The organism is Alteribacillus sp. HJP-4, from assembly GCF_042139015.1.
In the GTDB taxonomy this organism is placed as follows: domain Bacteria; phylum Bacillota; class Bacilli; order Bacillales; family Marinococcaceae; genus JBHIKY01.
On the sequence record NZ_JBHIKY010000006.1, the window covers coordinates 198,831 to 217,357 of the forward strand.

Consider the following 18,527-nt stretch of genomic DNA (forward strand, 5'->3'; position numbering starts at 1 on the left):
GGAGGTTGTCAAATGTCGCATAAATTAGCATTCATAGGTTTTGGCGGTGTGGGCCAGGGACTGGCGGATATTTTAATAAATAAGGGATCGTGGCTGAAGGAAAAGTTCGGTACTGATTTTAAAGTCGTGTCAATTTCAGATTTATATAAAGGATCACTTCACAATTCTGATGGATTAGATTTAGAAAAAGTAATGAGTACACTGCGAGAGCATGGCACACTCGAAAATTACCCGGAGGAAGAGGGACTGATACGGGGATGGGACAGTAATACGACCATTCTGGAATCGAATGCAGATACGATGATTGAAATAACGTTTACTGATGTAAGAACCGGTCAGCCTGCGATAGACCATTGTAAGAAGGCTTTTGCTTCTGGAAAAAACGCTGTTTTAACAAACAAAGGTCCCGTGGCACTGGCTTATGAAGAGTTAAAGGCGCTTGCAGATAAAAATAATGTACGATTTCTTTTTGAAGGTACGGTTATGAGCGGAACACCAGCTTTAAGAATGCCGCTGGCTGCACTCGCCGGCAACGAAATAAAAGAAGTACGCGGTATCTTTAATGGAACCACCAATTACATGCTAGCTAAAATGGAAAATGGGATGCCTTTTGACAATGCATTAAAAGAGGCACAGTCCAAAGGATTTGCCGAAGCGGATCCTACCAATGATGTAGAAGGCTATGATGTGCTTTACAAAGTGGTTATTTTAGCAAATGTCGTGATGGGCTCGTCCCTGAAAAAAGAAGATGTAAAGTGTGAAGGGATCACAGCACTGTCTCCAGCCCATATGCAAGAAGCAGCACAAGAAGGTAAAAAATGGAAGTTGATTGGAAAAGTGAAAAATGTAGATGGTAAAGTAACAGCTTCGGTTGGGCCGGAAAAGCTGGAAGAGAGCGATCCGCTGGCAGGAATTACCGGTGCATTAAACGCAGTGACTTATGAATGTGATTTATCTGGGCCAGTTACATTAATCGGGGCTGGAGCGGGAATTCCTGAAACAGGTTTTGCGCTGCTGATAGACTTGATTAATTTGGAGAAGGACAATATTTGAAAAAATTTTGACAGAGAAAGGTGGCGGGAGATATGACGACAAGAGTAGCTGGAAGTAAAATGCTGCTGGCAGGTGATTGGGTAGACCGTGATAATAAGATAGAGGTACGTAACCCTGAAAATAATGAATGGATTGATTCCGTCCCTGCTGCAAGTGGAAGTGATGTACAGCGTGCGATTTCATTAGCTAAGGAAGGTGCAGAGATTGCTGCCGAGATGAGTGTGTCTGAACGCATGAAAGTGCTTAAAAATGCGGCGGACTATATCGAGAAGCACCTGGAGGAATATGCAAGAACGATTGCACTTGAGAGCAGTAAAACGATTAAAGAAGCTAGAAAAGAAGCAGGCCGTGCGGCAGATGTACTGCGTCTGAGCGCTGAAGAAGCACGGAGGCTGACCGGGGAATCAATTAACTTTGACCAGGTAGCTGGAAATGAAGATCGTATGGGTTACTATTTCCGCTTTCCTGTCGGCATTATTGCTGCCATCACACCTTTTAATGATCCATTGAATCTGGTCGCCCATAAATTAGGCCCTGCTGTAGCAGCAGGAAATGCCATTATCATAAAGCCTGCAACAGAGACACCTTTAAGTGCTTTAAAACTTGCTGAAGCGTTTGTAGAAGCTGGTCTTCCAAAAAAGATTTTAACCGTTATCACAGGAAGAGGACGTGACATTGGTGATTTACTGATTAAAAGTAAGGATATACAAATGATCAGTTTTACCGGCGGTCTTGAAACTGGAGAAAAAATTTCTAACAATGCTGGATTAAAGAAATTATCCATGGAGCTTGGATCTAATTCACCTTCCATTGTACTAGAAGATGCCGATCTTTCACTTGCGGTGGATGCAACTGTTTCAGGTGCTTTCGGAGTGGCTGGCCAGAACTGCCTTGGTGTGCAGCGGTTATTTATCGAAGAATCAGTTTATGAAGAATTTAAATCAAAGTTTTTAGCAAAAGTTCAGTCTCTGAAAATGGGAAATAAGTTTTCAGAAGAGACTGATATGGGGCCACTCATTAATGAAAAAGAAGCAAAAAGAGTGGAAAGCTGGGTGGTTGAAGCGGTTGATCTCGGGGCAAAAATCCTGAGTGGAGGCTACCGCGATGGTGCTTTTTATGCGCCGACGGTGTTAGAAAATACACCTGAAAACGCTACGATTGTGAATGAAGAAGTGTTTGGACCTGTGGTAATGCTTTTTCCGGTCTCTGGACTGAATGAAGCAATTTCACGCTCGAATAACGTGAATTTTGGACTGCAGGCAGGGATTTTCACAGAAAATATCCACGCCGCGTTAAAAGCAGCTAAAAGACTTCACGTTGGTGGTGTAATGATTAACGACAGCAGTGATTTCCGTATTGACGCCATGCCTTTTGGAGGGGTAAAGGGGTCTGGCCTGGGTCGTGAAGGGGTAAAATATGCTATTAAAGAGATGTCCGAAGAAAGGATTGTGTGTTTTAAAATTTCTGAATAATAAAATATAACGGGAATGGGACTTTTCTGAGGAAGAGTTCCTTCCTATTCAACAAGAAGTGCAAATGAGAAAAGGGGTGGATAAAGTTGCTGTTTTCTAAAGAAGAATATTTAGCAAGGATGAACCATACTAAGCAAAAAATGATGGAATATGGTGTCGAAGTACTGCTGGTGTCCAATCCCTCTAATATTTATTATTTAACAGGCTATAATGCCTGGTCTTTTTACGTTCATCAAATCCTTGTCGTAATGATTGATGAAGATCAGCCAATCTGGATCGGAAGAGAAATGGATGCCCACAGTGCTAAAGTAACAACATGGCTTGATGATAACTACATCATTCCTTATCCTGATGAATTTGTCCAGTCGACTATTCGGCACCCAATGGACTTTGTAGCAAATATTTTAAATGAAATAGGGCAGGGAAACCGTAAAATCGGTTTGGAAATGGATGCTTTTTATTTTACTGCAATGTGCTATGAAAGAATTATGCAGGGTCTGCCTAATGCGGAATTTAGAAACTTCAGTACCCTTGTAAACTGGGTGCGGCTGATAAAGTCTGATGATGAAATTGAATGTATGAAAAAGGCGGCAAAAATATTAGAGCATGCTATGCACGCTGCTTATTATACTGCCGATGTAGGAATTAGAGAAAACGACGTAGCAGCAGCAATATATCAGGCACAAATTAGTGGAACAGCGGAATTTGGCGGGGACTACACATCCATTGTCCCAATGATCCCGACAAGTGAAAATACTGCAAGTCCTCATCTCACCTGGACAGACCGTCAATACAAGTACGGAGACTATTTAACTATCGAAATCGCCGGCTGCTATCGTAGATATCACACACCAATGGCTAGAACGATGGCAATTGGAGAGGCGCCGGATAAGGTTATAGATCTAGCGGAAGTCGTCCAGGAAGGCATTGAGACAACACTTGATGTGATAAAACCAGGAATGACGGCGGAAGAAGTGGAAAGTATCTGGAGTAAAACAATTGCTAAACGTGGATACTTTAAAGAGTCGCGGCTCGGTTATTCAATAGGGTTAAGCTTCCCGCCGGACTGGGGGGAGCATACTGTCAGTTTTCGAAAAGGAGACCGTACAATTCTTCAACCGAATATGACTTTTCACTTAATGCCCGGCATTTGGCTGGATGATTATGGAGTAGAAATTACAGAATCGATTCGAATAACCGAAAATGGCTGTGAAACATTTGCTAAGGTTCCAAAAGAGCTATATATTAAAGAACCATCGGATATAACTGCGATGAACTTTAAAACGGAAACTGGAACTTGAGTTGTAAAGTGACTGGGACAAAATAAATTAATTAATACAAAATCCAGACGATTCTACTGAATCTGTCTGGATTGTTAGTTAATTATGAGTTTTCAACATATGCTCCGTCAAAACGCTTCGCTTTCCGCGGGCACGGCTCAAGCCTCCCCGGCAGAAAGAACAGAACGGGTCTCAAGACTCTATAATTTGTCCCAGCCTCTTTAAAATTGAATATCAGTGGGCTGTTCAAATCACTTTACCAGTGATAGCATAAATATGTATCTGAACCAGTGGATGAGGCAGGCGAATACAATGAATAGTCTTCATAAAGTACTAGGATATGCAGCTTTTACAGCTGTTATTTTTTATTTAGCGGATATTTTCTACCACATCCCATTTCTAACTTACAGTTATAGTATTCTCGCCATTATCTTATTAATATGTTCAATATATTATATGAGACTGGCAAACCGAATTGTGATTTTCTCTCTTTTAATAGCGGGGACTGGAATGTATTCACAATATCCGGCAGGAGCAGAAACAGTACTGCTGAGTTTTGGGTCAAATATGAACCTGCTGGCTTTATTTTTATTAGTACCTTTATTTGGTACTTTTATGTCAGTAGCAGGATTCTTAAAGGCACTGCAGCATGCCATCCGAAAACGTGAAGAAAAACACAAGTCTCATCCTTATCGGACCGGCTACATCCTTTATGGGTTCATTACTTAATCTTGGATCAATGCCGCTTGTGTACAAGATAGGATCAGAAAGCTTTACAGAAATTGATAAAAAACGATTTGGTCTCATGCTGCTTAGAGGCTTTGGTTTTTGTATGCTATGGTCTCCGTATTTCGTCAATGTCGGTCTTGTGATGGTCCTGTATGACCTTTCATGGCAGCAGATAGGCGGTGCCGGCATTATGGCTGCTGTACTATATTCAATGGTAGTAGCAGTTTTTTTTCGGTTCACTTATTTTAAAAAGGATACAACTATCAGCAATGAGGAGAAAACATCTAAAAATTACTACAGCTTTCGTTCAGATTTGAGGAAGCTTGGCCTGTATGTGATTTTATTAATTCTTCTCTCATTTTCACTCGATGTTGTGTTAAATGTATCGATGCTGACGATCGTTTCCGTTTTAGCATTAATTTACCCTTTTATTTGGGCTGCAGGACTGCGTCTGTTTCAAGATTACATCATATATATGAAGCAGCAGGTACATTCCTCGTTTACAAGGCTGTACAATGAACTGGCAATTTTTATCACAGCTGGATTTTTTGGCAAGGCTCTGTCGATAAGTGAAGCAGGGGACTGGTTATCACAAATTATATATATATTAGCAGGGGAAACCGTATTTTGGTTGATTTTGTTGTTAATAGGATTTGCGATGCTGTTTGCCTTTTTAGGCGTTCACCCGGTTATTATCATTATCGGGCTTGGAAGTTCGCTTACTCCTGAACAGTTCAATGTATCACCAGCATTTATGGGCATGTTAATGCTGGCTGCCTGGTCATTAGCTACACAAATTTCACCATTCTCTGGATCAGTTTTACTAGCTTCAAATTTGATTAATATATCTCCCTGGAAACTTGTGCAAAAAAATGCCGTATTTATTTTCACAGTTATGATGATGTTTACAATGTATTTAAGTCTTCTTCACTATCTGGATCTATTGTAAACAAATGAGTAATCATGTACGATTATTTTCCTTTTTTTCTGGCACCGGATCGAATCCTCCTTTATGAAAAGGATGACATTTACAAATTCTTACGACTGTCAAAAAAATCCCTTTCCATGCTCCGAATCGTTCAACCGCTTCCTGGCCATATTGTGAACAGGTTGGATAAAATCGGCAGGAGGGGGGAGTCAGTGGGGATATATATTTTCTATAAAATCGAATGATCAATAAAAAAGTTTTTTTAATCAAAGTCATCATTTCCTTACCATAAATAGTTGAGAAGTATAAGCAGGAAAAACAGGATGTGATTTTCACATCTTCTTACATTTTTTGTCCTTTTATCCTATAATAGAAAAGGTCTTTTCATAAAATAAATGACTGCCCCATTTTGGAGCAGTCATTTATTACTGTCAGCTTACATAGAAAGCTGTTTTTGGATGAAGGGCTGTATGAAGAATAGCAGTTTCCTCTTCATTCAGGCGGATCATCGGCAACCGGACGTCTCCAGAGATAATACCCTGGATTTCCAATGCTGCTTTGACCGGTGCCGGACTTGGTGCCGCAAACATGGATTTCATAATTGGAAGGAGTTCACGATGCCGCTTTGCAGCATATTGCGGATGACCACTTGTAAAGGCTTGAATCATATCCTGCATTTCATTACCGATAATATGGGCAGATACCGAAACGATCCCCATTCCTCCAATGGAGAGCACTGGTAGTGTGAGACTGTCATCTCCACTGTATAGAAAGAAATTCTCTGAGGTATTTTCAATAATAAATGCCATAGCATCAAGATCGCCGCTCGCTTCTTTAACAGAAGTGATGTTTTCAACCGCTGATAAACGGATGATTGTTTCCGGAGTCAGGCCTGCTGCACTGCGGCCGGGAATATTATAAAGCATGACCGGCAGCCGTGTAGATGCAGCGATTGATTTGAAATGACGATACATACCTTCCTGGGAAGGCTTACTATAATAAGGAGTAACAAGCATAATGGCGTCCACACCGGTCTGTTCAGCTTTTTTTGTAAGCTCCACAGAGTCCCGTGTGTTGTTACAGCCCGTACCGGCAATCACTGGCACTCTACCATTAACAGTCTTAACTACATGATCAAAAAGCATTAGCTTTTCTTCTTTTGACAATGTCGGGGACTCGCCGGTAGTGCCGGCAATGACAAGACTGTCGGATCCATTTGAAATTAGGTGGTTAACGAGCTTAGTTACCTGTGTATAATCTACTTCACCCTGCTGATCGAATGGGGTTACCATTGCTGTGCTTATTCTTCCATAATTCATCTTTAATCACCCTCTGCTAGAGATTTCTGTCTCAAAATCGCTTGACCTAAAATTGAGGGCAGGAGCTCTTCGTCATGAAAGCCTTTTCTAACCAAAAAAACATCCATGAGAGAGACCTCATCGATGCAAAACGTTTCCGGTAAATAAGAACCGTTCATGCGTGAGATAGCCCTCCATACACCGAACTAGGATGCATGACAGTCCCGTATTTGTTTAATACGAAACCAGCTTTCAACTCATTGAGAAGTTGTCCGCTTCGGCAAATCCCCCTTTCCGTGATATTCACAGGATCTCAAGCTCCTCCTACCACGTACTTATGGTGTTTGCGCCTCTAACCTCACTTCTAAAAAGAAGCAGGATATTAAATTAGTAATTACTTAAGACTGTATCAGAATTTAGTTTGAAATGCAATCTTTTCCTGATTAATTTATTGGAACTGCCGAAGCGGTTTTATTAAGGTCAATCATATAATAGGGATTTCCCTCTATCGGAAAAGTATAAACACTGTCGAAATAAGTATATTTCCACCGAATTATTACATGTTTTTGCATACTATTTTAAAAAATCATTTCAAATTTCGTGCTAATTCATTTATAATGGGGAAAGAATGAATAGATGCGTGGGGGGCCGTTTGAAATATGTCTCAGTTACAGCAGATTAATGTAGAGCTTCCGGAAGATATTTATTCGGAAATTGAACATCTTACAGAAGAAGAAAAGGATTCTTTTTTTGAAAAGGTGCTTCAAGAGCAGATTAAGAAACGCAAGGCTGCAGATTTTTTAAACGAAATGAAAAATGGTTATCTGGAAATGGCAAATATTAATAAGGAGCTTTGCAAGGAATTTGAAAATGTAGAAGCTGAAGCCTGGAAACGGAACGAATCGATGTATTATGATAATAAATACGAATAAGAGAGCTCCCACTTGCATATCCTGTTAATGGAACCGGTGAAGGAGGTGAATGGATGCGTTGAGTGATACGAATCACAATCACCATTCCAAAAAAGTGGTGAAACGGGGCGACGTTTTTTTTGCTGATCTTTCACCGGTAGTTGGATCGGAACAAGGCGGGGTCAGGCCTGTGCTGATTATTCAAAATGATATCGGCAATAGGTTTAGTCCAACTGTTATTGTTGCTGCAATTACGGCACAGATCAAAAAGGCAAAATTACCCACACATGTAGAGATAGATGCAGCAAAGCATCGTTTTGACAGAGACAGTGTTATATTGTTAGAACAAATTCGAACTATTGACAAGCAGCGCTTAACAGATAAAATCACCCATCTGGATGAGGATACAATGAACAGAGTGAAGGAAGCGCTGGAAATAAGTCTCGGTTTGAAAGAAGTGTAATTGCAGGGATTTGACACAGAGAATATTTGTACATATTTAGAACACGTCCTCCTTGGGGGCGTGTTTTTATCCTATAACGAAAAAGGAGAACCGATAAATGAACAATACCATCCGGACGATATTAAACCATCGCTCTGTCCGCCATTTTAAAAGTACTCCCGTACCTGAGTCTGAAATGACCACTATCATCGAAGCAGCACAGGCTGCCTCTACATCCAGTTTTTTACAGGCATATTCGATCATTGCAGTAACAGAGAAAGAGTTAAAACAAAAACTTGCAGAAGCAGCCGGAAATCAGGAGTATGTAGAGCACAATGGAGCCTTTCTAGTATTCTGTGCTGATATGAACCGGGCAGGTAAAGCAGCAGATATGACGGAAAAAAATATTGAGAAAAGTGTTTCCTCCACGGAAGGGTTTATGGTATCTATCATAGATGCAGCACTGGCAGCTCAAAATGCTGCCATTGCCGCAGAATCTTCAGGGCTTGGCATATGTTATATTGGCGGAATAAGAAATGATCTTCCTGCAGTAAGTGAATGGCTGGATATTCCCGATTACGTACTTCCTCTATTCGGCATGGCCATTGGTTATCCTGAGAGCGTAGAGGACCAAAAACCGCGCCTGCCTCATAAGGCAGTTGTGCACTATAATCGATATAATAATGACTCTGAAGCTATTTATAAGATTCTTGAGAAATACGATACTACTATTTTTCAATATTACCAAAGCAGGAGCAGAGGAAGAAAAAAATTAAACTGGACCGGTCAGATTACGTCCATGCTTGAAAAAGGCAGAAGACTTTATATGAATGAATTTGTAAAACAAAAAGGGTTTATACAGGAATAGCAGTTTTTCATCACAGGCCCGGGCCTGGATAGATACATTTCAAAAAAGTAAATAGGGGCTGTATCAAAAAACTTTTCAAAAAATTTTAGTCCTTACTTTGGTGGTTAAATTCACACCAAAACAAGGTATCCCGTACCACTTTTATAGTGGTACGGGATTATTTTTGGGGAGAACGTCAACTGTTTATAACCTTTAGATACAGACCCTTCGTTTGTATTACTTTTTTGATGCGCCCGCCCTGGGAACGACGTAAAGAGGTTGATTATCCCGACGCAAACTCGAGAGATCAACATAATTGATTAAAGTATAGTAAGAGCTAAGGCTTCCGCCATATGAAGGGGAAAGAAACATTCTGAAGGGCATTGGCCCATCTTTTTTAATTGGTAATTATGGGAAATTGTCAATTAATATGTGTGAATTTAAAAAATTGCTATCGAAAATTGTTATAATAGATTAGAAGAAAGAGAAGAGAGGAGGGGGGAACCGTGTGGAGAAAAGGAATTAAGATTTTCTTACTTTCTTTAACTGCAATTGGATTATTTATCGCATGGTCCATAGAAGATTGGTCTCAGACCGCACAAGGTGAACTGCCATCTAAAACAGCGGTCATTCTCCATGCTGTTAATAACAATCTCGTCCCGATGGACATTGATATAGAAGCTCCTAATTTTTTGTCTTCTGCACCTGTAAGCAATAGTGATGCAAAAATGCTTCGAGATGACTTATCCATACCAGTCACCGGAGAGGAGAGCATACCGGTAAGAGTGTACAGGTATTCTGATGCGGAAGATGCACCAGTGCTTATTTATTATCACGGTGGTGCCTTTTTAGATAATTATGGAAATCTTGACACACATGACAATATTATGCGTTCGCTCGCTTCCAGGACAGGTGCCGTGGTTATAAGTCCGGGATACCGTACCGCTCCGGAGCATGTTTTCCCAACGGCAGTGAATGACAGTTATGATGCGCTGCTCTGGGCGGAAGAAAATGCAGAGCGATTCGGTGGAAGCCCAGATAAAATTGCAGTCGCCGGAGACAGCGCCGGTGGAAACCTGGCTGCAGTTACAGCCATGAAAGCAAGAGATGAGAATGGTCCCGACTTGTTTGCTCAATTATTATATTACCCGCTGACGACCTTTCAAGATAAAAATCTTGACTCAAGAACCACCTATGACAGTGGAGAGTTTCTTTTATCCAGACAGGTAATGATGCAGGCAAGAGATGCTTATACGCCTGACGCTTCGATGTGGTCGAATCCATATTCTTCTCCTCTTGGTGTCGCTGATTTAGAAGGACTTCCTCCTGCTTATATCGTTACAGCAGAATTTGATCCTCTGAGGGATGAAGGGGAACTATACGGGAAATATCTTCATGAACATGGCGTTCCAGTAAAGACAGTACGTTATGAAGGAGTAATGCATGGGTTTGTTTCCTTTTATGAAATAATGAAAAGCGGAGACCGGGCATTGACAGAATCGGCCCGATTTCTACAAACTGCTTCTCAAGGGGAAACAACGACTGATGAAAAATATGCTGTTAAGAATCAGCATGGCCCTGGTGGATTTGTGCGTATGCGGGAAGAAGCTGAAGCATTTGCTATTGGAGCATTTTTGGTAGGTAAAAGTACAATGGAATGGCTAGACTAATCAAAACCGCCCGGCTTCCGTAAAGAATTAATGGAGGCAGGGTGGTTTTTTGATATGAAAATTTAATATTATTTACTGAAATAAGCTGTATTTGATGTTTAGAGAAGGTTTGAAGCTGTCAGATCGATATAAATATCATTTATTCGCATATAAAGAGAAAAACTTTCATTTACTCTATTTTATTTTTAGTTTCTTTGTGGTAAACTCTTCTATGGAAATCAAGAGATATAATATTTTAAAGAATAAGAGAGAGATAAAGAGATGGAGGGAGGCTTTCACATGTTGAAGGCAATTAGACAAAAATTTGAAGAAAAACGGGCTTCCTGGGCATTAGAAACGGAAAATCGTATTAATGAATATTCGGTTCAGAAACGGGCTGATGCGCTAAGTAAATTAAAAAAAGAAGAGGAAATCAACCATCTGCTTCATCAAGAAATGGAAAACTATTTATATACAATTCACCCTTCATTCTTGTTAAAGCCTGAGGTGGCCAAAGCGCTTCACAACCGCTTGCTTGCCCGTTCCCAAGGGAAATTTTGTGTAGCTGTTCATGTCACTAGTGACATGAGAATGGCTCTTGATTTTTACAATTCCGATTTATCTATTTTTATCCGCCTGCTTGAGAAAAAAGGCTTTAAATTAAATGGAAATGAAGAACGCTTTTTGACTGCCTTTTTAAATAAATTAAGTGAAAACAATTACCGGCTGTTTATGGATCGTTTTGGTGATTTTGTTAACGAACATGATAATATAGATGCGGCATTTATAAAGTATCTTGAACTGGTGGAGGATCATCGGAAATATGATCACGGCCAACTGGACTTTCTTAATAAATATTTTATTAACAAAGGTGTAGTTGCCCCTGATTGTACAAAGCGAAAGCTGAAAAAACTCGTAAAATCATTTGAAAAAGCCCATGCGACAGAATATAAACTCACTCGTTTAGAAAAAAGAATGCACGGGTAAATATGTAAAAACACTGTCTGATAAGGGGGCAGTGTTTTTTTCTTTTCGAATATGTGATGTTGTGGCAAAATAGAAGAAAAGAAATATTTCCGAAAGGGAGGGAGATAAAATGGTAAACGACATTTCTGAATTTTTCAAAGAAAAACTGCAGGTATCCAAGGTTCAGTTTGAACGGACCATTGACTGCAAGCATACGGAGTTTGATGATTTATATCCGTATATGAGTGAACAGCCGCAATTCTTTTGGTATAAGCGTTATGTCGCGTGGCAGGAACTGCTGACCATGGTCCAACTGGCTTCCGAACTTGAGGTGGACTGGAAAGAGGAGTTTGACAGTGCCCAGACTGCGTTTATTGAAAAGAAGGTGCTGGATGCTAAAGTACTTGATGAATGGTATGGAAAAGAAAGAACGGAAGCATAAAAAAGCGGATTCCCACAAACTGGGAATCCGCTTTTTCGACAAGAAACGTGCCGTTGGACAAAAGGGATAAAAGTTAGAATATGAGATGGGCAAATCCTATTATTACCGGAAGCGAAATAATGGTTCTTTCCAGAAAAATAATAACCAAATCATAAAACGGACGGGAAGTTTGGAAGCAAGAATGTTCCGGCTTCTGACAGTCACCGCTTTTGGCCCGGCAGGAATAATATAAAACCTGTTAATCGAATAATGAACCAAATCCATCTTACATCAAATAACGAAGAGTAAAATGGATTGTTTATAGTAACCTTTTTTGCTTAGAGCGTCCCAATTACTGAAATTAACATGAGAACAACAGCTGCGGCCGGCAGGCAGAGACGGCTGTATCCTGCAAAAGTGTTGCCAATATAGCAACCGGGATGGTGATTTCATCTGCATATGAAATGGGAATCATAAATAAAATAATGCCGATAAGAGACGGAATAAGAAATCGCGCTATAGATCCTTGCTTCGTTGTTTATCACCCCAATTATTTCATAGTTTTTGTCGATACTTAATATTTATATATTTTAGCACGAAACTAATACCAGTGCGTATTTTATCTAGATTGCGGGTACTTCCTTAAAAAGGAGGTGCGCTGATGCCTCAGTATATTTTTGATATTGAAGATGTTTATCCAGCAAATATCCAAAATGATCAACTGAACACGAAAATCGCTGAAGTGAGAACTGAAGTGATCGATAGATATAACGGGACTCTTTTGTATAACGTGCTCATACCTGTTACTTTTCACGCGTATGGAGTATACCCTGAAATTTCGAGTATTTCGAAGGTGATAGAAAAAAATTATGTAAAGCGGGAGGTTTTTTTTCGCGTCCGTCGTTATATAAAAAAGCTCCGTCCTTTTTTATAAGAAGAACGGAACGTCTTAAGCTATAAAGAAACTATAATCTGTCCTGCCGCCTTCAGACTTTTCACTTCGTGAGTAAACGGGACATTTTCTAAATTGTCAGAAGAATCTCTGTTGATCCAGATATTTGAAATCCCTGCAGCATTTGAACCTGAGATATCCGTATTTAAGTTGTCTCCAACCATGATTGCTTCATCTTTATTAGAGTCTGTCAATTTCAGCACGTGCTCGAATATAGACGGGTCCGGCTTACCAACGCCAAATGCCCCGGAAACAACTATATAATCAAAATAAGGGACGAGCTGGGGAGTCATCTCTAATTTTTTGTTTTGAAGTGTCGGGGATCCGTTTGTTAGCATGATTAATGTATATTCAGTATTTAAATCTGCCAATACTTCGAATGTATCCTCATATATGTATGGAAGTCGTTCACGGTGAAAAATAAAACGTTCAGCAAGATAGGAGCCAAATGCTTTATCCTCCACATTATACTGCTGAAGGGCAGTGGTCCAGGTTAATTTCTGATATTCCGGCATCGTAACATACATTTTCCGGAATTGCAGATCAGTCTTGTCCGAAAAGGTTCCCCACAGTCCTTCAAATGGATTTATACCGATTTTTTTTGTAAATTCAAATGTATCAAATGTTTCGTACAGGGAAGGCGCCACTTTTCTAACAGTTTGTTCAAGGCTTTGATGGCTTATCCCGGTTTTTAATTCTGCTTCAAGACACGTAGCACGCAGCGCTTCTTTGACACTTTTTTTATCCCAGAGCAGAGTATCATCCAAATCGAATATGATAGTTTTTAGCATTCTATAGACTCCTTTTCCAATAATAGTGTTTCATTAAAAATATATCAGAATTCAACAAATTTTGCTCATGCTCTTTTTTATAGAGGTTTTTATTGTACAATGTAATATAGATTCACTGAGATGACACATTTTGTTGAAATATTTTTAAAGTAATCCGGCCTGTTTCTTCCTATTAACATAAGTATGCGTGGAAAGTGAGCCGACTTTTGAGAACACGCTTTCAACGTGTTAAGATATAAATAGGCAATAATTCACGTCAGAATCCTATACAAAAAGAAAAGAATGCAGGTTATGTATTTTAAAAGAGGAGTGGTCGGAAAAGTGGCCGATTAACGATCTAACCGTTATAATTTACATAGGAACAATATTCAAATACAATACCATATCACTTTGTGGTTGGAGGTAGCAAAATGAGCAGAAACATGGCTAAGAAAGAAGAGCCTTGGCAGGAATTTTATGGTCCAAACCTGGGATATATGATGGACCTGTACGAGCAATATAAAAAAGATCCAGAATCAGTAGATTCAGATACAAAAGAATGGTTTGATGTGTACGGATCCCCCTCCGTGCAGGAAGCCCACCTCAATGGCAGTGCTATGCCGCAGACAGGAGAGTTTCTTCAGACAGCAGATATTCAAAAAGTAGCCTCAGCTGTAAAATTATCCGAGAATATTAGAATTCATGGTCACCTGTCAGCTGATGTTAACCCATTGCAAAAGCCTGCCGGGGAGACCTCATTTTTAAAAATAAATGAGTACGGATTGACAGAGGAAGATTTGAGAAAGCTTCCTTCTGAAATCATATGTCCGGACGCCCCAGCTTCTGTCGAAAATGGACTAGAGGCTATTAATCATTTGAAAGAAATGTATACGAAATCGATCGCATTTGAATTCGACCATGTGCATGATGTAGAAGAGCATCAATGGCTTAACAGGCAGGTGGAATCTGGAGATATTTATAATTCGCTTTCCACAGAACGTCGAAAAAAAATTCTTAAAAGCTTAACTGAAGTAGAAAGTTTTGAACAGTTTCTTCATAAAACATTTGTTGGACAGAAGCGGTTTTCCATCGAAGGTGTGGATTCACTTGTGCCCATGCTTGATGGATTTGTACATGGGTCGATTCAGGATGGTGCAAGAAATGTAATGATCGGGATGGCCCACCGGGGACGGTTGAGTGTACTTGCTCACGTGCTCGGAAAGCCTTATGACATCATTTTTAGAGAATTTCAGACGTCGCCGAACAAGGATTTGGTCCCTTCAGAGGGCTCAATTGGATTAAGCTATGGCTGGACAGGAGACGTTAAATATCACCTTGGTGCCAATAAAAAAATAAATCAGGAATCCTACGAATCCAGAATTACACTGGCGAACAACCCAAGCCATCTGGAATTTGTAAACCCTGTGGTGGAAGGGTATGCAAGAGCTGCACAGGATGATCGTTCAGCACCAGGATTTCCCCATCAGGACACTTCTAAATCGCTGGCTGTGCTTATCCATGGTGATGCAGCTTTTCCAGGGGAAGGCATCGTGACTGAAACGTTAAATATGAGCCGCTTGAAAGGATATCAAACAGGCGGAACCCTGCATGTAATTGCCAATAACCAGTTAGGTTTTACAACGGATACCCACGATTCCCGTTCGACCACATATGCAAGTGATCCGGCAAAAGGTTACGAAATTCCAATTGTCCATGTGAATGCTGACGACCCGGATTCCTGTATGGCAGCAGTTCATTTAGCTTACGAATACAGAAAGAGATTTAATAAAGACTTCGTTATTGATTTAATCGGATACCGTCGTTTTGGACATAATGAAATGGATGAGCCGGCAGCTACACAGCCGCATCTATATGAAATCATCCGCCAGCACGCTACCACAAGGGAAATTTATGCGGAAAGACTGGTGGAAGCCGGAGTTTATTCCAAGGAAGAAACTGAGAAGTTAAAAGAGGATACACTTGACCATTTAGGCAGAGAGTACGATAAGGTATCAGACAAAAAATCCTTAGAACCGAAAATTAGTGAAATTCCAGAAGAAGTGGAACAAAAGCTTCCATTAGTAGACACAGGGTATGATTTAACGGAGCTTCGTAAAATTAATAAAGATTTGATCACGTGGCCGGAAGGTTTCAGTGTGTTCCCTAAATTGAAGAAAATTCTTGAACGCCGCGGAGAAGGATTGGAAGAAGGCGGGAAAGTCGATTGGGCACATGCAGAAACACTCGCATTTGCAACGATTATTGCAGAGGGAACTCCTGTACGGCTGACAGGACAGGACTCTCAAAGAGGTACATTTGCTCAGCGGCATATTGTTCTTCATGACCATAAAAACGGGGACATTTATTCCCCTCTGCACACTCTATCGAACGCCAAGGCATCCTTTACAGTTCACAACAGCCCGTTATCGGAAGGTTCGGTCGTTGGCTTTGAATATGGCTATAATGTACATGCGCCGGAAACATTAGTTCTCTGGGAAGCGCAATTCGGGGATTTCGCTAATGCGGCACAAGTGATATTTGATCAATTTATTTCCGCCGGACGAGCAAAATGGGGTCAAAAATCCGGGATGGTGCTTCTGCTGCCACACGGCTATGAAGGGCAGGGACCGGAGCATTCCAGTGCCAGGCTCGAACGATTTTTAACACTTGCAGCGGAGAACAACTGGAATGTAGCATACTTGTCCAGTTCCGCTCAGTATTTTCATCTGCTTAGAAGACAAGCTGCGACTCTCGGAAAAGAAGAAATGAGACCACTTGTTTTAATGACACCTAAAAGTTTGCTGCGGAACCAAAACGTTGCATCAGCCCCAGAACAATTTTCTGAGGAGCGTTTTAAGCCGATCGTGGAAGAACCATTAACTGGGATGCATAAGAAAAGTGTCAAACGATTAGTATTTGCTACTGGAAAAATGGCAGTGGACCTTCACGAAAATTTAAAGGAGTCAGAGGAAAATAAAGAGATTCATGTCGTGCGCATTGAAGAATTGTATCCTTTCCCTGATGAAAATATTAAAGAGGTGCTTGAGAGCTACCCGAATGTAAAAGAATTAAAATGGACCCAGGAAGAGCCTGAGAATATGGGTGCCTGGAATTATATCCAGCCACAGCTGCGGGAGGTTGCTCCTAAGGGAGCAAGTGTAGGCTATATTGGCCGGCGCAGACGGTCGAGCCCATCTGAAGGAGATCCTAAGGTACACAAGAAAGAACAAAATCGGATAATCAACGAAGCACTGCAGGGTAATAACTAAGGAGGAAATGACGGAATGGCTGAAATTAAAGTACCTGAACTTGCGGAATCTATCACAGAAGGGACAATAGCAGAGTGGTTAAAACAGCCCGGCGATTTTGTTGAAAAGGGCGAAAATATCGCAGAGCTTGAAACAGATAAAGTAAATGTTGAAATCACTTCTGAAGAATCCGGGGTCATCAAAGAACTGTTAAGAGAACCAGGTGATACAGTCGAGGTGGGCGATCCGATTGCCGTCGTGGAAGCAGGTGAAAAAAGCAGCGGCGGAGAAGCTTCTTCCAAGGAAGACAAAAAAGAAGCGGATGACAATAAAGCAGAAGAAGAGAGTAAAGCTGAGAATAACGAGAAAAAACAGGCGGAACCAAAAGCAGAAAAGAATGAGGAAGAAGAATCTGCTCAAGATACTGCTTCTGATCGGCCGATTGCTTCCCCTTCAGCGAGAAAGCTCGCCAGAGAAAAAGGGCTGGACCTGAATGAGGTGCCGACCCGTGACCCAATGGGCCGTGTAAGAAAAGAAGATGTGGAAAACTTTGAAAAAAATACGAAAGCTGCTGAAAAGTCGAGCAGTGCCTCAGGCTCTGATCAAAAATCGTCACCGCAGAAGCAGGACGAATTTGCAGGGAAGTCAGTAGAACGCATCAAAATGTCCCGCCGGCGTAAAACGATTGCAAATCGTCTCGTAGACGTACAACAGTCCACAGCGATGCTGACTACGTTTAATGAAGTAGACATGACTGCAGTGATGGAGCTTCGTAAACGACGCAAAGACGCATTTCAGGAAGCTAATGATGTAAAGCTTGGGTTTATGTCCTTTTTTACTAAAGCAGTAGTTGCTGCCTTAAAGCATTTCCCATTGTTAAATGCTGAAATTCAAGGTGATGAAATCATAAAGAAAGATTTTTATGATATAGGCATGGCAGTCTCAACTGATGATGGTCTTGTCGTACCTGTTGTCCGTGATGCAGACCGCAGAACGTTTGCGGGTATTGAACAGGAAATTTTGACATTATCGAAGAAAGCCCGCGATAACAAACTCGCATTGAAAGATTTACAGGGCGGCACTTTTACAATTACAAACGGTGGAGTGTTCGGTTCCCTTCTGTCGACGCCTATTTTGAATGCACCGCAGGTAGGGATTCTCGGAATGCATACCATACAATGGAGACCGGTCGCTATTGACCAGGAAAAAATGGAGAACAGACCGATGATGTATCTTGCGCTTTCGTATGACCACCGTATCGTCGATGGAAAAGAAGCGGTCAGTTTTCTTGTAAAAATTAAAGAGCTTCTCGAAGATCCAGAAGTACTTCTTTTGGAAGGATAATAAATACATTGCCCGGTTCGCCTATATGGTGGACCGGGGTTTTTTAAGTTTGCTGCTTGGACACACTCTCTACGGCGCAAGTCGCCGTTATATACATTAACTTTAACCAACAATTAAAAGGCAAACTTTCACCATTATTCGTCGAATTTCATTGTAATTTATCGTATAACCTCATTATTTTAAATAATAACGAATTATATAAATTTATCACAACTTA

The 18,527-nt window shown here is 40.8% G+C and carries 18 protein-coding genes and 1 riboswitch; of the genes, 14 read left to right on the top strand and 4 right to left on the bottom strand.

Annotated elements, in window-relative coordinates; genetic code table 11:
• Positions 1 to 12 precede the first annotated feature (12 nt).
• The 5 genes from ACE4RR_RS07875 to ACE4RR_RS07895 all read left to right on the top strand — a co-directional run bounded on the left by ACE4RR_RS07875 (position 13) and on the right by ACE4RR_RS07895 (position 5,483).
• Positions 13 to 1,053 (top strand): homoserine dehydrogenase, encoded by a 1,041-nt coding sequence (locus ACE4RR_RS07875; protein ID WP_375534861.1) that lies wholly within the window; start codon positions 13 to 15, stop codon positions 1,051 to 1,053.
• 32 nt (positions 1,054 to 1,085) lie between these two features.
• On the top strand, positions 1,086 to 2,525 hold the full coding sequence (locus ACE4RR_RS07880; RefSeq protein ID WP_375534862.1) for an aldehyde dehydrogenase family protein: 1,440 nt from the start codon (positions 1,086 to 1,088) through the stop codon (positions 2,523 to 2,525).
• An 86-nt stretch (positions 2,526 to 2,611) separates the two neighbouring features.
• Positions 2,612 to 3,826 carry a M24 family metallopeptidase gene (locus ACE4RR_RS07885; protein WP_375534863.1) on the top strand — a complete coding sequence of 405 codons (1,215 nt, stop codon included), beginning with the start codon at positions 2,612 to 2,614 and terminating at the stop codon, positions 3,824 to 3,826.
• Positions 3,827 to 4,117: 291 nt separating this feature from the next.
• Positions 4,118 to 4,534 carry a hypothetical protein gene (locus tag ACE4RR_RS07890; RefSeq protein ID WP_375534864.1) on the top strand — a complete coding sequence of 139 codons (417 nt, stop codon included), beginning with the start codon at positions 4,118 to 4,120 and terminating at the stop codon, positions 4,532 to 4,534.
• Positions 4,470 to 5,483: a TRAP transporter large permease subunit gene (locus ACE4RR_RS07895; protein WP_375534865.1), complete on the top strand. Its 1,014-nt coding sequence runs from the start codon at positions 4,470 to 4,472 to the stop codon at positions 5,481 to 5,483. Before ACE4RR_RS07890 ends, ACE4RR_RS07895 begins: the two co-directional genes overlap by 65 nt.
• Before the next feature lie 12 nt (positions 5,484 to 5,495).
• On the opposite strand, the gene yidD is transcribed toward ACE4RR_RS07895, so the two are convergent.
• The 3 genes from yidD to ACE4RR_RS07910 form a co-directional block, all read right to left on the bottom strand.
• On the bottom strand, positions 5,496 to 5,738 hold the full coding sequence (yidD, locus tag ACE4RR_RS07900) for a membrane protein insertion efficiency factor YidD (RefSeq protein WP_375534866.1): 243 nt from the start codon (positions 5,736 to 5,738) through the stop codon (positions 5,496 to 5,498).
• Between the two features lie 155 nt (positions 5,739 to 5,893).
• Positions 5,894 to 6,781, bottom strand: coding sequence for a 4-hydroxy-tetrahydrodipicolinate synthase (gene dapA, locus ACE4RR_RS07905; RefSeq protein WP_375534867.1), 888 nt, complete (start codon positions 6,779 to 6,781; stop codon positions 5,894 to 5,896).
• 2 nt (positions 6,782 to 6,783) lie between these two features.
• The gene (locus tag ACE4RR_RS07910) at positions 6,784 to 6,939 is read right to left on the bottom strand and encodes a hypothetical protein (protein WP_375534868.1); all 156 of its coding nucleotides are present in this window, start codon (positions 6,937 to 6,939) and stop codon (positions 6,784 to 6,786) included.
• Positions 6,940 to 7,123, bottom strand: a riboswitch (Lysine riboswitch).
• 296 nt (positions 7,124 to 7,419) lie between these two features.
• On the opposite strand from ACE4RR_RS07910, the gene ACE4RR_RS07915 reads away from it, so the two are divergent.
• The 7 genes from ACE4RR_RS07915 (at position 7,420) to ACE4RR_RS07945 (ending at position 12,930) form a co-directional block, all read left to right on the top strand.
• Positions 7,420 to 7,692, top strand: a complete 273-nt coding sequence (locus tag ACE4RR_RS07915) for a hypothetical protein (protein ID WP_375534869.1) — start codon at positions 7,420 to 7,422, stop codon at positions 7,690 to 7,692.
• Positions 7,693 to 7,786: 94 nt separating this feature from the next.
• Positions 7,787 to 8,134 (top strand): type II toxin-antitoxin system PemK/MazF family toxin, encoded by a 348-nt coding sequence (locus tag ACE4RR_RS07920; RefSeq protein WP_375534893.1) that lies wholly within the window; start codon positions 7,787 to 7,789, stop codon positions 8,132 to 8,134.
• 97 nt (positions 8,135 to 8,231) lie between these two features.
• Entirely contained in the window at positions 8,232 to 8,981 is a 750-nt protein-coding gene (gene nfsA, locus ACE4RR_RS07925) for an oxygen-insensitive NADPH nitroreductase (RefSeq protein WP_375534870.1), read from the top strand.
• 485 nt (positions 8,982 to 9,466) lie between these two features.
• Positions 9,467 to 10,630: an alpha/beta hydrolase gene (locus tag ACE4RR_RS07930; RefSeq protein ID WP_375534871.1), complete on the top strand. Its 1,164-nt coding sequence runs from the start codon at positions 9,467 to 9,469 to the stop codon at positions 10,628 to 10,630.
• A gap of 279 nt (positions 10,631 to 10,909) precedes the next feature.
• Complete coding sequence (locus ACE4RR_RS07935) at positions 10,910 to 11,596, top strand: hypothetical protein (protein ID WP_375534872.1); 687 nt, start codon at positions 10,910 to 10,912, stop codon at positions 11,594 to 11,596.
• Positions 11,597 to 11,705: 109 nt separating this feature from the next.
• Positions 11,706 to 12,017 carry a hypothetical protein gene (locus ACE4RR_RS07940; RefSeq protein WP_375534873.1) on the top strand — a complete coding sequence of 104 codons (312 nt, stop codon included), beginning with the start codon at positions 11,706 to 11,708 and terminating at the stop codon, positions 12,015 to 12,017.
• A gap of 640 nt (positions 12,018 to 12,657) precedes the next feature.
• Positions 12,658 to 12,930, top strand: a complete 273-nt coding sequence (locus tag ACE4RR_RS07945; protein ID WP_375534874.1) for a hypothetical protein — start codon at positions 12,658 to 12,660, stop codon at positions 12,928 to 12,930.
• A 20-nt stretch (positions 12,931 to 12,950) separates the two neighbouring features.
• Here the strand turns inward: ACE4RR_RS07945 and ACE4RR_RS07950 are convergent, their stop codons facing one another.
• Positions 12,951 to 13,739 (bottom strand): HAD family hydrolase, encoded by a 789-nt coding sequence (locus ACE4RR_RS07950; protein ID WP_375534875.1) that lies wholly within the window; start codon positions 13,737 to 13,739, stop codon positions 12,951 to 12,953.
• A 410-nt stretch (positions 13,740 to 14,149) separates the two neighbouring features.
• On the opposite strand from ACE4RR_RS07950, the gene ACE4RR_RS07955 reads away from it, so the two are divergent.
• Together ACE4RR_RS07955 and odhB are read left to right on the top strand one after the other, a co-directional pair.
• A complete protein-coding gene (locus tag ACE4RR_RS07955; protein ID WP_375534876.1) occupies positions 14,150 to 16,987 on the top strand; it encodes a 2-oxoglutarate dehydrogenase E1 component in 2,838 nt (945 codons plus the stop codon).
• A gap of 15 nt (positions 16,988 to 17,002) precedes the next feature.
• On the top strand, positions 17,003 to 18,310 hold the full coding sequence (odhB, locus tag ACE4RR_RS07960; RefSeq protein ID WP_375534877.1) for a 2-oxoglutarate dehydrogenase complex dihydrolipoyllysine-residue succinyltransferase: 1,308 nt from the start codon (positions 17,003 to 17,005) through the stop codon (positions 18,308 to 18,310).
• The last annotated feature ends 217 nt before the right edge of the window (positions 18,311 to 18,527 follow it).